The organism is Pseudomonas sp. R1-1 (assembly GCF_051132135.1).
Lineage (GTDB): Bacteria > Pseudomonadota > Gammaproteobacteria > Pseudomonadales > Pseudomonadaceae > Aquipseudomonas.
Map to the genome: position 1 here is coordinate 5682967 of NZ_CP071663.1, position 16028 is coordinate 5698994.

The window sequence follows — 16028 nt, forward strand, 5'->3', positions numbered from 1 at the left end:
GGAGACATTTTGTGAGCGAACTCATTCGCGTACCTGACATCGGCAGCGGTGAAGGTGAAGTAATTGAACTGTTTGTGAAGGTCGGCGACCGCATCGAAGCCGACCAGAGCATCCTGACCCTGGAATCGGACAAGGCCAGCATGGAAGTGCCGGCTCCGAAAGCCGGCGTCATCAAGAGCCTGAAAGTGAAGCTGGGCGACCGCCTGAAAGAAGGCGACGAACTGCTTGAGCTGGAAGTCGAGGGCGCCGCTGAGGCAGCCCCTGCTCCTGCGGCGGCTCCGGCTGCCAAAGCTGAAGAAAAACCGGCGGCCGCCCCGGCTGCTGCCGCGCCTGCTGCTGCCCCTGCTGCCGCTTCGGTACAGCAAGTGCACGTGCCGGACATCGGTTCGTCGGGCAAGGCGCAGATCATCGAGATTCAGGTCAAGGTCGGCGACACCGTCGAAGCTGATCAATCGCTGATCACTCTGGAATCCGACAAGGCGAGCATGGAAATCCCCTCGCCTGCCGCTGGCGTGGTCAAGGCCATCAGCGTCAAGCTCAACGACGAAGTCGGCACTGGCGACCTGATTCTGGATCTGGAAGTGGCGGGTGCTGCGGCGCCTGCTGCGGCCGCTCCGGCTCAGGCTGCCGCGCCTGCTTCCGCCGCTGCGCCAGCGCCGACTGCTGCTCCGGCGGCGCCGGTCGCCGACAGCGTGCAGGACATCCACGTTCCGGACATCGGTTCGGCCGGCAAGGCCAAGATCATCGAAGTGCTGGTCAAGGCCGGTGACACCGTCGAAGCCGACCAGTCGCTGATCACCCTGGAATCCGACAAGGCCAGCATGGAAATTCCATCGCCTGCCGCTGGCGTGGTCGAAAGCGTTTCGATCAAGCTGGATGACGAAGTCGGCACCGGCGACCTGATCCTCAAGCTGAAAGTCAAAGGCGCGGCACCTGCTGCTGCCCCGGCTCCAGCGGCCGCTGCTGCACCGAGCGCACCGGCACCTGCCGCTGCTGCCCCGGCTGCCGCCGCACCTGCTGCTGCTCAAGCTGCCGCACCGGCCAAGCCGGGCGCGAAAGTTCACGCTGGTCCCGCCGTGCGTCAACTGGCCCGTGAGTTTGGCGTCGAGCTGAGCGCTGTCGGCGCCAGCGGCCCGCACGGTCGTATTCTGAAAGAAGACGTGCAGACCTACGTCAAAGCGATGATGCAGAAGGCCAAGGAAGCACCGGCCGCTGCTGCTGGCGCAACCGGTGGCGCGGGTATCCCGCCGATTCCGGTGGTCGATTTCAGCCGTTTCGGCGAAATCGAAGAAGTGCCGATGACTCGCCTGATGCAAGTCGGCGCTGCCAACCTGCACCGCAGCTGGCTGAACGTGCCACACGTGACGCAATTCGACTCGGCAGACATCACCGAGCTGGAAGCTTTCCGTGTTGCACAGAAGGCCGTGGCCGAGAAGGCTGGCGTCAAGCTGACCATCCTGCCGCTGCTGCTCAAGACCTGCGCGCATCTGCTCAAGGAGCTGCCGGACTTCAACAGTTCGCTGGCGCCAAGCGGCAAAGCGATCATCCGCAAGAAATACGTGAACATCGGCTTCGCCGTCGACACCCCGGATGGCCTGCTGGTACCGGTCATCAAGAACGTCGACCAGAAGAGCCTGCTGCAACTGGCGGCCGAAGCGGCTTCGCTGGCTGAAAAAGCCCGCACCAAGAAGCTGTCCTCGGACGAAATGCAAGGCGCGTGCTTCACCATTTCCAGCCTCGGCCATATTGGCGGCACCGGCTTCACGCCGATCGTCAACGCGCCGGAAGTAGCGATCCTCGGTGTGTCCAAGGCAACCATCCAGCCAGTCTGGGATGGCAAAGTCTTCCAGCCGAAACTGATGCTGCCACTGTCGCTGTCCTACGATCACCGTGTGATCAACGGCGCTGCAGCCGCACGCTTCACCCAGCGTCTGGGCAGCCTGTTGGGCGATATCCGCACCATCCTGCTGTAATCCAAACGGCCCTCCGGCAACGGAGGGCCGCTTGCTGCACCCTTTCGAGCGCCACACGCTCGTACCTCAACCCCGTCATCTGGCGGGGCTTTTTTTTGCCTGAAGAAACCTGCCTCTCGGCTTTTTCCCACACGTTGCGCTGATTTCGGCCACAACCCTGGTCGACTTGGCGCTGATCTTTTTTGTCCGGCACGCAACTAACCTAGGCGCAGCCAATTCAACTAACCAAAGTTAGTGAATCCCAGTTAATTCAAGTTACTTCGAATGGATTCGACATGTTAAAACCAACTATCGGGCCGATCATCGGCCACGTTACAACTACTCATGCACGCATATTTCTGCGTGGCGATGCCCAGAACAACTCACGGGTATTTGCCGGAGTACGTTATCGCGCAGCCGGTGCACAACAATGGTCAAAAGCTTACTTTGCGCACCTGAGCGCTATACGTGACATGTCACACGTATTCGCTCTCAACAACTTGAGTGCCGACACCGAATATGAATATCAGGCCGGCTGGTTCAGCCCGATGAGTCCGGTTCATACACCGGATAGCGTTGCCGAGTTGCCGCTGCAATGGCCGCGAGAGATTTATCGTCTGCGTACCCGCTCCAGCAAGCCGATGCAGCCCCGGGCCTATATTGTCGGTTCGTGTCGCTACCTGCGCATGACCGCGGGAATCGCCTCACTGCCACAGCTGGGCGACCGGATCTTTTCTTCGATCAATCAAGTGATCGAGGGTATTGAGCCACCGATCAGCGCAGTGTTGATGACCGGAGACCAAATCTACGTTGACGATTTGAATCTGATTGCGCCGGATCGTGAGTATCAGGATATTCTCAGCAAGTACCGTGCGGCGTTTTCGCAACCCAATATAAAACGTTTGATGTCTGGCACTTCGACTTACATGATTCTTGATGACCATGAAATCGAAGACAACTGGCCGGCCAATGCCAACAAGTCCGACGTAGACTTGTTTCGCAATGCGATGGCGGCCTATGAGTTGTATCAAGCCAGTCACAGCCCGGTACATCCGCTGACAACTAACGGTGAAGTAGATCGCTCGTCGCTTGAGCATTACTGGTACCAATTCAGCGACGGCGATATCGAATGGTTCGTGACGGACAGCCGTACCCGCCGCAACTTGTCGGCGGATGATCGGCGCATTCTCGATGAGGCTCAGGAACAGGCGTTGCTCAAATGGCTGATCCACAGCGAAGCGCGGGTCAAGTTCGTGGTGACCAGTGTGATGTTCTACCCGGACCGCAAGCTTCATGGCGATGACGCCTGGAAAGCCTTCCCCGAACAACGCCTGCGCCTGCTGGAAACGATTCGCACCCGACGGATCAGGAACGTCGTGTTCATCTCCGGTGATGTCCATGGTTCGCTGACCGCGCGCCTGAGTCACAGCGAAGACCCGGACTTCGAGGTACACACGGTGGTGTCATCGCCGCTGTGCAACAGCAAGTTGCTGCCGTATGCCAAAGCGTCGACGTTCATACTCGATCAACCGCTGGTGCGCACCGCCGCCGGGGATTATCGGCATGAGCTGACAGGCAAAGTGGTCAGCGAGGACAATTTTGCCCACCTGGTGGTCGAGGCCGGGCAGATTCAGGTCAACTATCACGACCGAGACGGCAAACGCCTGCAATCGATCGTCATTCCCCTACGCTGATCAGTAGGTGCACTGGGCGCTGTTGCCGAGCACCAACCGCTCTGGAACGGCGCTCGGTCATGCTCAGTGCATTAGTTTTGTGCACTGGCTGGAGAAATGTTCAGCCCAGCCGACATATTCTTATAGCACTTGGCCTTCATCTCTCTTGTCAGTCGGGGCCGCAATGATGCAACCTTGCCGCAGGCAACAGTTAAGAGGGCGCGAGCCCGGCGCGTTCAGCATATTTCCAAGCGAGTTCCCTTCATGAAGAGCCAACCCGATGCCGCCAGCCGTATGGCGGCCGAGGTAGTGACGCAGTTGCCTGTGCCCTCGCGGCTCGGCATGCTGCGTTTCGAGCGCTTGAATGAAGCCAGTTGGGCCATGCTGTTTCTCGATCCCAACTGTGAACGCCAGTTCGGCCAGCCGGCCGTCGAGCTGTGCGCGCTGGTCGGCTCGCCGTATGCCAGCCTGATGGAACCAGAAGCGCGCTATCAATTGCATGACGCGATCCAGCAACAGCTCACCGTCAGCCCGCATTACCTGGTGCGCTACACCCTGCACACCGCCTCCGGGGCGCTGAGCATTCTGGAATTGGGTGAAGCCTACAAACAGCACAATCGGCATCTGCTGCGCGGTTACCTGCTGGCGGTCGACGATGTATTCAGCGAGCCGCCGCTACTGCCCTCCGTCGATCTGGAAACGCAGAACTCACGGCTGCAGATCGCCCTCGAACTCAATCAACGCGCGCAGCAGGAACAACTGCAGCACCTGGAGCGCGTGCGCGCCCAGCAGGAACTGATTCTGCTGCTCGCCCGTCAGCGCTACAGCACGCACAACTCGCTGCAGGAAGCCGCCGAGCTGATCACCCGTTGTGCATGCGACATCTATGAAATCGACTGCGCCAGCCTGTGGAATCTCGAGGGCAATCTGCTGGTGCCGATCTCGGCCTACCATCGCGCAACGCAGGAATACATTCTTCCGGACGTGATCGATATCGGCAGCTTCCCCGACTACCTGGAAGCGCTGCACGGCAGCCGCGCCATCGATGCGCACAATGCGATGCGCGACCCGCGCACCCGCGAGATGGCCGAAGCCCTGCGCCCGCGTGACGTCAACGCCATGCTCGACGCAAGTATCCGCGTCGACGGCCAGGTGGTCGGCGTGCTGTGTCTGGAGCAGACCGGCGTGACCCGCGCCTGGCAGTCCGACGAGATCGCGTTTGCCGGTGAGCTGGCCGATCAGTTCGCGCAAGTCATCAACAACCACAACCGCCGCACCGCCACCAGCGCCCTGCACCTGTTCCAGCGTGCGGTCGAGCAAAGCGCCAACGCCTTTTTGCTGGTCAACTGCGACGGTGTGGTCGAGTACGTCAACCCGAGCTTTACCGCGATCACCCAGTACACCACCGAAGAAGTCCACGGCCAGCGCCTGTCGGAACTGCCGGCACTGGAAAACCTCAGCGAACTGCTGTTCGACGCGCCCTCGGCGCTGGCTCAGAGCAACAGCTGGCAGGGCGAATTCAAAAGCCGACGCAAGAATCTCGAACCGTACTGGGGCCAGTTGTCGATTTCCAAGGTGTACGGCGACAACCGTGAGCTGACCCATTACATCGGCATCTACGAAGACATCACCCAGACCAAACTCGCGCAGCAGCGCATCGAACGTCTGGCTTACACCGACAACCTGACCAACCTCGGCAACCGCCCGGCATTCATCCGCAACCTCGACGAGCGCTTCGCCCGTGACAGCGATACGCCGATCAGCCTGCTGCTGGTGGATATCGACAACTTCAAGCGCATCAACGACAGCCTCGGCCATCAGACCGGCGACAAGCTGCTGATCAGTCTGGCCCGACGCCTGCGCAACAGCCTCAGCCCAAGCGGCAGTCTGGCGCGTTTCGCCAGTAATGAATTCGCCGTGCTGCTCGACAATACCGATCTCGAAGCCGGGCAGCGGATTGCCAGCCAGTTGCTGCTGACCCTCGACAAACCGATGTTCGTCGACAACCAGTTGATCAGCGTCACCGGTTCGGTCGGTCTGGCCTGCGCACCGTTGCACGGGCGCGACCCGCAGACGCTGATGCGTAACGCCGGTCTGGCGCTGCACAAGGCCAAGGCCAACGGCAAACACCAGTTGCAGGTGTTCACCGAAGCGCTGAATGCCGAAGCCAGTTACAAACTGTTCGTCGAGAACAACCTGCGCCGCGCCCTGACCCAGAACGAGCTGGACGTGTTCTATCAGCCCAAGCTGTGCCTGCGCAGCGGTCGCCTGCTGGGCATGGAAGCGCTGTTGCGCTGGAACCACCCGGAACGCGGGATGATTCGCCCGGATCAGTTCATCAGCGTCGCCGAAGAGACCGGCCTGATCATTCCGATCGGCAAATGGATCGCCCGTCAGGCCTGCCGCATGAGCAAAGCCCTGACCGCGGCGGGTCTGGGCAACCTGCAAGTGGCAATCAATCTGTCACCCAAGCAGTTTTCCGACCCGGATCTGGTCGCCTCCATTGCCAACATCCTCAAGGAAGAAGCGCTGCCGGCCAACTTGCTGGAGCTGGAACTGACCGAAGGCCTGCTGCTGGAAGCTACCGAAGACACGCACTTGCAGCTCGATCAGCTCAAGCGTCTGGGCCTGACCCTGGCGATGGACGACTTCGGCACCGGCTATTCGTCGCTCAGCTACCTGAAGAAATTCCCGATCGACATCATCAAGATCGATCGCAGCTTCATCCACGAAATCCCCGACAACCAGGACGACATGGAAATCACCTCGGCGGTGATCGCCATGGCCCACAACCTGAAACTCAAGGTGGTCGCCGAAGGCATCGAGACCGCCGAGCAACTGGCATTCCTGCGCCGCCACCGCTGCGACGTCGGCCAGGGCTACCTGTTCGACCGGCCGATCCCCGGCGCCGAACTGATCCCGGCGCTCAAGCGCTATCCGCGCGGGCCGCTGTGCCTCTGATCCCCAGCGTCTTTTCCCGGTAAATGATTTCCCCTGTGGGAGCCAGCCTGCTGGCGATTGCGCCAAGCCAATCAACATTGGCCTCGCTGACCCACCGCTATCGCCAGCAGGCTGGCTCCCACAAGGTTGAGTACCCATACATTTTGGGTAGTGATTAACCGGGCATCATTGGGCACACTGGCGGTCTGACTTTTCATATCCAACCTGACTGAGAGGAACGCTCATGGTTCTGCGCTCGGAAATTCTGGTGAACAAAAACGTGCTTCCAACCAAAGAACAAGCCCTGCCCGGCCGCGAAACCGCGATGACCCTGCCTGAAAAGCATTTCGTCTTCGAAGACACCCCACTGCTCGGCCCGTTCTTTCAGGACGTCGACTTCGCCATCTTCGGCCTCGGCTGCTTCTGGGGTGCGGAACGGCGCTTTTGGCAGCGTGAAGGCGTGGTCAGCACGGTCGTGGGTTATGCCGGCGGCTTCACGCCGAACCCGACTTACGAAGAAGTCTGCTCGGGCCTGACCGGTCACGCCGAAGTGGTGCTGGTGGTGTATGACAAGGCCGCTGTCAGCTACGAAGAGTTGCTGGCGATGTTCTGGGAACTGCACAACCCGACCCAAGGCATGCGCCAGGGCAACGACATCGGCACACAGTACCGCTCGGTGATCTATGCGACCTCCCCTGAGCAACTGGATGCGGCGCTGAAAAGCAAAGCGCTGTACCAGGCGGAACTGGCGAAGGCCGGGCTGGGCGAAATCAGCACCGAAATCGACCAGGCGCCGACCGTGTACTTTGCTGAGGCGTATCACCAGCAGTATCTGGCGAAGAATCCGGAAGGCTATTGCGGGATCGGCGGTACCGGCGTGTGTATGCCGGCGAGCCTGGCGGGGAACTAACACCGACTGATCGTTCCCACGCGCAGCAAAGGAATGCAGCCCGGGACGCTCCGCGTCCCAACAGCGGACGCAGAGCGTCCATTGAGGCATTCCCACGCAGAGCGTGGGAACGATCAGTCTTGCGGTTTATCAGCTTTCGGCGATCAGCCAATCCATCTGCCAGCCACCCTGAGTCTGTCCCAGTTTTTTCGACAGCCACGGTAGCAACTCGCGCAGTTCTTCTTCCAGCCCCCACGGCGGATTGGCAATCGCCAGACCCGAGCCGTTCAGGCTGTTCGGCGTATCCAGCGGATGCACCAGCAGTTCCACGCGCAACAACTTCGGCGCCCCGGTGCCGGCCAGGTCCTGATAGAAACGCCGTAACGCACGCTGATCCTTGACCGGGTACCAGATCGCCGCCACGGTCTGGCGCATGCGGCCGATCGCTTCTTTCATCGACGCCGCGCAGCGCTGCATTTCATCGAGCTGCTCGAACGGCGGATCGATCAACATCACCGCGCGCTTTTCCTGCACCGGCAACATCGCCCGCGCGACATGCCAGCCTTCGCCCAGATGCACTTTCACCCGGCGATCACCGGCCATGTTGTCCTTGAGCAACACGCCGTCTTCGGGGTGCTTCTCGTTGAGCATCACCCGATCCTGCGGGCGGGTCAGACGCCGCGCCAGCTCCGGCGAACCGGGGTAATAGCGCAACTGGCCATCCGGGTTCATCTCGTGCAGCACGTTCATGTAGTCAGCGGTCAGCGCCGGCAGGTCTGGCTGATCCCACAAGCGCGCGATGCCTTCCAGGTACTCGCCGGTACGACTGGCCTGATCGCCTTGCAAGTCGTACAGACCGATGCCGGCGTGGCTGTCGAGATAGGCAAACGGCTGCTCCTTGCGCGACATCAGGGCGATGAGGCGGGTCAAGGTCAGGTGTTTGAACACATCGGCGTGATTGCCGGCATGGAAGGCGTGACGATAATTCATGGCTGCTCCTGCGAAGGGCGCAAAGTTTACCTTTTACCGCGTGGCAAGTCAGGGGTTGGCGGCCGAGCGGGCAAAAGCCTGCCCCTCACCCTAGCCCTCTCCCGAGGGAGAGGGGACTGACGGTGGTGATATTGCGGGTTACATCGACCTGAAAGATCAGCGTGATCTCAGGCTTAGCCAATCGAAGATCAGCGCAAGTCGCAGGTCGGCACTCTTCGGTCAGTCCGCAGAAAGAACAACTCATACCAAGCCTGCCCAAGCCAAGTTCACCATTGAAGCCGCAGGTCGGCGAACGTCTCCCAGACAACTCGATCAGTTCCCTCTCCCTCTGGGAGAGGGCTAGGGTGAGGGGCTTTGCTTTTATGGCATTGAGCGCAAGCGCGAGCCGATCACATCCAGCACATCGCAGCCATCACGCAAGGGGATCACGCAGAGCGGGGCGAAGTCGCTGAGGATGACGGAGTCGCATTCGACCGAGCCGCGCGTGCGCATGCACATGCTTCCCCAGTACTTGAATCAAGACGGTTATGAACGGTTCCCCTAACTGCACGAGCAACATCCAGAAACATCGCGCGGAAGGATAACCGTCGTCGCCCAAGCTAAGGCAATGCGAATATCCGTATCACTTAAAACCTGTAAAGAGGGAAATTTACATGGGAAGAAAGATGATCGGTATCGGCGCCCCAACATCAACCGGGGGCGCGGTTCTGGAAGGAAACATCGGAATCAACATTGATTACGCGGTTAGCACTTCATCTGTCGGTCATATGGCGAGCTGTCCCGTATGTCCTCCGGGTAAAGGCCCGATTGTTGCCGTAGGCCCGCGAACTATCACTCTGCCTGCCGGCCTGGTTGCGCTAGAAGGTGATTATGTAGCGTGTGGCTGCCCACCAAAATCGAACACTGTTCTATTTGCTCAATCCTCCGTCTTTGGTGGGGGCGAACATAGCGCTGCAAGCTTCTCTCCCATCATTCCTCAGGTTCCCAAACCGAAAAGTATTCAACGCATAACGTTTTCGTATGGAGACAACCAAACGCCGGTGGACTCTGTGTCACGCTTTTACACCGACTTGAATATTCATGTGAAAACTTCCGGCTACTCACCCGGCGAGACCGTTGCCGTAACGATCAGCGGTGCAACTGAAAAAACGCTGTCTGGGACCGTGGGCCCGAAAGGTATAGCGATCATTCCCAACGCTTTTGAGGCTGAAGCCTTTGACATGGAGGGCGAAATTTAATGGCTCAGCTCAATATCAGTGCGGGTGGCGTTACCTCCAACATCCTCGTAAAAAGACCAAAATTCAGCACCCTATGGACGGCCTACGCAGAAGTTGGACTTAAAAGCTCGATTGAAGTGTACGCGCTTGTAGGAGGCAACGTCGAAGCGGCGAGAGCGGAAAAACCAGATGCTTACGCGAATGCGTGCGCTCTCAGGATAAGTAGAGGGTTTAACTATGGTGGTTATAAAATCCCGAAAGGAACGATCATTCCAAGCAAATCCATTTATCGTCTTGCTGGTGCGGATCAACTCCCCTACATCATGAAAGTCGCAGATTTCCTGGATTTCCTGAAACACAATTGGGGTGCCCCAGATCGTGAATTAAAAATGGGCGAGGCTCATTACATCAATGGCAAGAAAGGCGTGATCATCATGGAGATCAATGGCTGGAGCGATGCGACAGGCCACGCGACTTTGTGGAACGGTAGCGCCACAGGTGATAACAGTGACTACCATCGTCCAGACAGCCACACTTACGACAGGCCAGACGTAAAGCTGGAAAAAATTAATTTCTGGGAGTTAAAGGGATGAAAATCCGGCTTCTTTTGTCAATAAGTATTCTTGGCTTATCCGCTAACGCAATCTCGAGTGAAGCAGATCTCAGCACTGCCAGAACATCACTTAAGAACTATGGCCTCGCTAACTGCATATCGAACCAGTTCACGAGCGACTCAGACATCAAATCGGACCTTGGACTTGCGATTGGGGCCTATTCCGCTATGGGAAAGGGACAACACGCCATACTGCAAAATGAGGACACGCTCGAAGTGACCCACGACCCCTACCTTGAAACCGAAAAATTCGTGACAGACGCTTATACGAAAGCATCTTCAACCAGCAAACAGTCGGGGAAAAATATCGTGTTCTATTCTTGCCTCGAAATTTATAACTCTCCTGCCTTCGATGCATTTATCAAGGCACAAGATCAATACCTACAACAATGACAAAGTTCCATAAGCTGGTGATCCTTCCATAGTCCGTGACTGGAAGGATCTATCACAACGCTTGTATTAAGGCATGCCGCGCAAGCGCGAGCCGATCACATCCAGCACATCGCAGCCATCACGCAAGGGAATCACGCAGAGCCGGGCGAAGTCGCTGAGGATGACGGAGTCGCATTCGACCGAGCCGCGCATGCACATGTTTTCCAGAACCTGAATCACGGCGCGCAAACGGTGATTGGCGGCGTCCATGAGGATGTCGAGGGGGACGTGGGTGTCGATGAACAGCGTTGGCATGTCGCTGCAATTGTCGGTCAGCGCCATGAAGCGGTTGTCGGGGTGAGGAATGATTTTTTCGTACGGTGGATCGGGTTTAAGCGTAGCCATATCAGTTGCACCTCAATAGGTTTAAGAGAGGCGGCCAACGACCTTCCTACAGGTTTGGGTGGCAGCCGTGCGCGAGAGTAGGAAACTGAGAAACCCACCAAACTCAGCTACGCCGAAGCGTTCCCGCGCACAGCCGCCGCAAAGATTTGATGGACACGGATTAAGTGCCGCAATCAAACGATAGCGCTGATGCACGGTGAATTTGTCAGGGTTCCTACACCCGTCACCACTCCCGCAGTGACAACGAAAAGACTATCCCTGCAACCCACCGCCCACCAGTTCACGCAATCCGCCGCACTTCGAAGGAAATCTCCGAGGCCGTTGCCCCGAAATGTCACTCCAGCTCTGCCAGCAAATACGCCAGCAACGCCGATTGCGAAGAATCTTCCGACAATGAAAGCTGAAAAAACTGCCTGACCTTGCAGCGCAAAACGGCCTCGGGAAAAGCTTCATATATCGCCGGGCTTTCTTCGCTCAGCCACTGCATCGCATTGGCCGTGCGGACGGCATTGCCCTCCAGTGCCAACACCGATTCCGGTACCCGCCACCATGGAAAGACCTTGTCTGAAGTCTGCGCTGCGCCGCCGATGTGCAGCGCCTGGCCGTTGATCAGAGCGCGACTGACCAGCGGAAACACTAGCCGCGCATCCACCTCTTCAGAGTGCAAAATCGGCAATAAAAAGCGCCCGTCCCAGAAGCGGAAGAACACCGTTTTGCCGTTCGGCATCAGCACTTGAGTCAGGCTGCGGAAATGCTCGACCAGCACCTCCAGGCTTGCCGAAGACACCAACAGCCAGCCCCAATCGCGCGACTCGGTGTCGGCGACCCAACGCAAAAACTCACTGTCGACGCTGACAATTCCCACGCATGGCATCACCGCATCCCACTCGGCATACACCGTGTCAGCCCACAGCGGACTCGCCGCGTCGAGCCAGGCCCGGGGCGGTTTGGCGGTGCTGGCATGGCTCAACACCGCGAACAATTGCTCGCAGTCCTGCAACGGCGCTTGCGCCAGCCAATCGGCAGGTGAGAGGGAATCAGGCGGCACAGACACCGTCCTTGCAGCGCTCGCATTCTTCACAGAATGGCGCATCGCCCTTGAAGCTCATGATCTGCGCGGCGGTCAGCACGGCAGCCGGCGCGGCGGCGAGTTTTTCCGGCAACCCCGGCGCGACCGGCGCGGCGCTCATCGCTGCCATCGGCGCGCCACCGACGACGATCGGCACGCTGCTGAAAATCCCCCCCGGGCCGATGTTGATCCACTGCCCGCCCGCCTGAATCGTCGCGCTTGCGCCGCCATCGATGACCACTTGCTGACCAGCGCTGACGTGAAACTGAGCGCTGGCGCTGAGGGTTTGGCTGCCGACACGAATATGCCGCTCGCCGCTGACGGTCAGATGGTCGTCCTGCCTGACCTCGGTCTGCCGCTGGCCGTGGGTGATGCGCTGTTCATCGGCCTTCAGCTCGTGCCGGGCGGTGCCGGTGACGACAACGCTGCGCTGGTTGTCGACCTGCACTTGCTGGTCGTGCAACACATGTTGGGTCCAGTTGCGCTGAGCGCGCAGGTAGATTTCCTCGGCGCCTTTCCTGTCCTCGATGCGCAGTTCGTTATAGCCAGCGCCGCCGGGGCTGCTCTGGCTGCGAAAAATGCTGCGGGTCTTGTCGGCCGGCAGATCCAGCGGCACCGGCGTCGCCGCGTTGGGCAGACAACCCATTACCAAAGGCTTGTCGGCGTCGGCATCGATGAAACCGACCAGCACCTCCATGCCGACCCGGGGAATCATCACGCTGCCGTAACGGTCATGGGCCCAATTGGTCGCAACGCGCAGCCAGCAACTGGAATGCTCGTTCAGTTCACCGTCACGATCCCAGGCCAGCTGCACCTTCACCCGACCGTACTCGTCGCAGTGGATTTCACTGTCTTTCGGCCCCGTCACCACAGCGGGTTGATAGCCGAGCATGCGCGGTTTGTCCGGCCCCAGCGCCGGGCGGAAGAACACGTCCCACGGCGTGGCGAGAAAAGTATTACGGTAACCCTGGAAGCCTTCGCCATCGCTGGTCACCGATTCCTCCAGCACCTGCGGCTGACGCCCATGGTGTTCGATGGCGGTCAGCAGCCACAGATCGTTCCAGTCCTGACGCGGATGCTCGGTCAGTTGCAGGAAATGTCCACAGGCCAGCGCGGACTCATCGCTGATGCCTTCGGCCAGACGATAATCAGCGACGTGACGTTCCAGCGCCCGTTGAGCAAGATGGTTGCCGGTTTTCCGGTCGGTGAAACCGGCCGGGAACTGATAGTCCTCCAGCACCGGGCGCTGTTCGCTGTCGACACGGCTGTGCAGTTGCAGGTGCGGCTTTTCGAAGTTGTAGTCACGCCGGGTGACAACGCTGGTGCGGGTCTGCACCCGCACATTGAAGCGCTGCACCGCCGACGCCCCGGCGGACATGCCGCTGCCCGGCAGGTATATCGTCGGTTCGGGCAGACGCGCGAAAACCGTCTGGTCATCGCCGAACACCAGCAGATGGCCCTGCGGGCTGTGCTGAAAGTGGTAATGAATGCCGACCTCGGCGCACAGTCGCTGGATGAACGCCAGATCGCTTTCGGCGTACTGCACGCAGTATTCACGCACCGAATATTCACTGCCGAGGCGAAATTCAAAGGCATCGCGCAGGATCGAATGATCCTTGAGCACCCGCGCAACAATCTGCGGCACCGTCTGATGCTGGAAAATCCGCTGATTGATGCGATGGCCAAGATAGCTCAGACGCGGTACCAGAGTGACGTGATAGCGCGTCAGACGTTTCCCGGAATCGCCCTGCCCGACCTGATCGATCTGACCGTGAATACCGTGACCGTCAGCATCGAAACTCAGAAACGCCTGACCGTGCAGGAGGCTTTCGAGGTCCAGATCCGGCCGTTCGCTGACCAGTTCCAGCTCAAAACGATAGGGTTGGCTGATGGCTTCCTTGCCCGTGAACTCAAGCACTTTGAGCTCATCCCGGGCGCCTTCGAGGGTCAACGTGAAACGCGGTTGATTGGCAGGCGCGAACATCCGATGTCTCTCTGCAGTTTGAGGGCGGGCGATTCTGCATGAGGGGCAAGGGGTGGTGAGCGGCGGACGGGAAAATCAGATTTGCCCTACTTGCCTTGGCGAAAAAACCCCGATAACAAACGCCTGCGACTACAGACATTTCCCTTAAACACACCACCGAACCCTGTAGGAGTGAGCCTGCTCGCGATAGCGGTGTCTCAGTCAACATTTTCGTCACTGACACACCGCTATCGCGAGCAGGCTCACTCCTACAAGTGTTGGTGGTGAATCAGAGAATCACAGGCACAAAAAAAACGACCCGTCTCCTTTCGGAAACGGGCCGTTTGATGTGAGCCGAAGCTCAGCGCCTTACTTGTTCAGATTGAAATCCTTTTCCGCTGCCTGGAAGCGCTCGACCATGCCGCGGGTCGGTTCACCGGCCTTGCTGACAAAGTAGATCGCCAGGCTGGCGAAGATGAAGCCCGGGATGATTTCGTACAGACCCAGCAGTTCGAAATGCTTCCACACCACCACGGTGACCGCACCGACGATGATGCCGGCCAACGCGCCGTTACGGGTCATGTCTTTCCAGATCACGGAAATCAGCACCACCGGACCGAACGCGGCACCGAAACCGGCCCAGGCGTAGGACACCAGGCCCAGTACGCGGTTTTCCGGGTTGGCGGCCAGCGCAATGGCGATCAGCGCAACCAGCAGGACCATGGCGCGACCGACCCAGACCAGCTCCAGCTGCGAAGCCGATTTACGCAGGAAGGTTTTGTAGAAGTCTTCGGTCAGGGCGCTCGAGCACACCAGCAACTGGCAGCTCAACGTGCTCATTACCGCCGCCAGAATCGCCGACAGCAGGACACCGGCCACCCACGGGTTGAACAGGATCTTCGCCAGCTCGATGAACACGCGCTCAGGGTTTTCAGTCACCGCGCCTGCCACTTCCGGGTGCGCCGAGAAGTAAGCGATACCGAAGAAGCCCACCGCCACGGTGCCGCCCAGGCACAGGATCATCCAGGTCATGGAAATGCGACGCGCCTTGGCGATCGATTTCACCGAATCCGCGGCCATGAAACGCGCGAGGATGTGCGGCTGACCGAAGTAGCCCAGACCCCAGCCCATCAGCGAGATGATGCCGATGAAAGTGGTGCCTTTAAGCATGTCGAAGTTGCTCGGGTCCTTGGCTTCGATCGCCAGGAACGTGGTGTCGACGCCGCCGGTGGCCAGCAGGACGATGATCGGCGTAAGGATCAACGCGAAGATCATCAGCGTGGCTTGTACGGTGTCGGTCCAGCTCACCGCGAGGAAACCGCCGATGAAGGTGTAGGCAATCGTTGCCGCCGCACCGGCCCACAGCGCCGTTTCGTAGGACATGCCGAAAGTGCTTTCGAACAGACGGGCACCGGCCACAATGCCGGAAGCGCAGTAGATGGTGAAGAACACCAGAATCACGATCGCCGAGATGATCCGCAACAGGCCGCTCTTGTCTTCAAAACGGCTGGCGAAGTAGTCCGGCAGGGTCAGGGCGTCGCCGTTGTGCTCGGTCTGCACGCGCAGACGGCCGGCAACGAACAGCCAGTTCAGGTAGGCACCGATGACCAGACCGATGGCGATCCAGCTTTCGGACAGACCGGACATGTAGATGGCGCCCGGCAGGCCCATCAGCAACCAGCCGCTCATGTCCGAGGCACCGGCAGACAGCGCGGTAACCACGCTGCCGAGGCTGCGACCGCCGAGAATATAGTCGGAAAGGTTGTTGGTGGAGCGATAGGCCATCAAGCCGATCAGCACCATTGCTGCGATGTAGATCACGAACGTGATCAGGGTTGGATTGCTTACGCTCATTGAGTTACGCCCTGGCTTTGTTTTTATGTAGCGGCGGTGATGAACCGCACGCAAACGACGACGTTTGGCAGACGATCCGGGATCCCGCGCA

The 16028-nt window shown here is 59.2% G+C and carries 13 protein-coding genes; 7 read left to right on the forward strand and 6 right to left on the reverse strand.

The window, feature by feature from the left end; all coding sequences use genetic code 11:
* Window positions 1-11: 11 nt before the first annotated feature.
* The 4 genes from aceF to msrA all read left to right on the forward strand — a co-directional run bounded on the left by aceF (window position 12) and on the right by msrA (window position 7475).
* Window positions 12-1973, forward strand: a complete 1962-nt coding sequence (gene aceF, locus J3P75_RS25395; RefSeq protein ID WP_434708610.1) for a dihydrolipoyllysine-residue acetyltransferase — start codon at window positions 12-14, stop codon at window positions 1971-1973.
* Between the two features lie 275 nt (window positions 1974-2248).
* Window positions 2249-3646, forward strand: a complete 1398-nt coding sequence (locus tag J3P75_RS25400; RefSeq protein ID WP_434708611.1) for an alkaline phosphatase D family protein — start codon at window positions 2249-2251, stop codon at window positions 3644-3646.
* A gap of 243 nt (window positions 3647-3889) precedes the next feature.
* Window positions 3890-6586: a putative bifunctional diguanylate cyclase/phosphodiesterase gene (locus tag J3P75_RS25405; RefSeq protein WP_434708612.1), complete on the forward strand. Its 2697-nt coding sequence runs from the start codon at window positions 3890-3892 to the stop codon at window positions 6584-6586.
* Between the two features lie 223 nt (window positions 6587-6809).
* Window positions 6810-7475 (forward strand): peptide-methionine (S)-S-oxide reductase MsrA, encoded by a 666-nt coding sequence (msrA, locus tag J3P75_RS25410; protein ID WP_434708613.1) that lies wholly within the window; start codon window positions 6810-6812, stop codon window positions 7473-7475.
* Between the two features lie 129 nt (window positions 7476-7604).
* Here msrA and J3P75_RS25415 read toward each other — a convergent pair whose 3' ends face one another.
* On the reverse strand, window positions 7605-8444 hold the full coding sequence (locus J3P75_RS25415) for a 23S rRNA (adenine(2030)-N(6))-methyltransferase RlmJ (RefSeq protein WP_434708614.1): 840 nt from the start codon (window positions 8442-8444) through the stop codon (window positions 7605-7607).
* A 360-nt stretch (window positions 8445-8804) separates the two neighbouring features.
* The gene (locus J3P75_RS25420; RefSeq protein WP_434708615.1) at window positions 8805-8936 is read right to left on the reverse strand and encodes a hypothetical protein; all 132 of its coding nucleotides are present in this window, start codon (window positions 8934-8936) and stop codon (window positions 8805-8807) included.
* Between the two features lie 161 nt (window positions 8937-9097).
* Here J3P75_RS25420 and J3P75_RS25425 point away from each other — a divergent pair, with 161 nt between their 5' ends.
* Genes J3P75_RS25425 through J3P75_RS25435 form a run of 3 tightly spaced genes read left to right on the forward strand, consistent with a single transcriptional unit; the run spans window position 9098 to window position 10667 of the window.
* Window positions 9098-9682, forward strand: coding sequence for a PAAR domain-containing protein (locus tag J3P75_RS25425; RefSeq protein ID WP_434708616.1), 585 nt, complete (start codon window positions 9098-9100; stop codon window positions 9680-9682).
* Window positions 9682-10254, forward strand: a complete 573-nt coding sequence (locus J3P75_RS25430; protein WP_434708617.1) for a type VI secretion system amidase effector protein Tae4 — start codon at window positions 9682-9684, stop codon at window positions 10252-10254. Before J3P75_RS25425 ends, J3P75_RS25430 begins: the two co-directional genes overlap by 1 nt.
* A complete protein-coding gene (locus tag J3P75_RS25435) occupies window positions 10251-10667 on the forward strand; it encodes a hypothetical protein (protein WP_434708618.1) in 417 nt (138 codons plus the stop codon). The genes J3P75_RS25430 and J3P75_RS25435 overlap by 4 nt, the downstream gene beginning before the upstream one ends.
* Before the next feature lie 66 nt (window positions 10668-10733).
* Here J3P75_RS25435 and J3P75_RS25440 read toward each other — a convergent pair whose 3' ends face one another.
* The 4 genes from J3P75_RS25440 to putP all read right to left on the reverse strand — a co-directional run bounded on the left by J3P75_RS25440 (window position 10734) and on the right by putP (window position 15937).
* Complete coding sequence (locus J3P75_RS25440) at window positions 10734-11051, reverse strand: hypothetical protein (protein WP_434708619.1); 318 nt, start codon at window positions 11049-11051, stop codon at window positions 10734-10736.
* A gap of 334 nt (window positions 11052-11385) precedes the next feature.
* Window positions 11386-12099 (reverse strand): DUF4123 domain-containing protein, encoded by a 714-nt coding sequence (locus J3P75_RS25445; RefSeq protein WP_434708620.1) that lies wholly within the window; start codon window positions 12097-12099, stop codon window positions 11386-11388.
* Window positions 12089-14104, reverse strand: coding sequence for a type VI secretion system tip protein VgrG (locus J3P75_RS25450; protein WP_434708621.1), 2016 nt, complete (start codon window positions 14102-14104; stop codon window positions 12089-12091). The genes J3P75_RS25445 and J3P75_RS25450 overlap by 11 nt, the downstream gene beginning before the upstream one ends.
* Window positions 14105-14452: 348 nt before the next feature.
* The gene (putP, locus tag J3P75_RS25455; RefSeq protein WP_434708622.1) at window positions 14453-15937 is read right to left on the reverse strand and encodes a sodium/proline symporter PutP; all 1485 of its coding nucleotides are present in this window, start codon (window positions 15935-15937) and stop codon (window positions 14453-14455) included.
* Window positions 15938-16028: the final 91 nt, after the last annotated feature.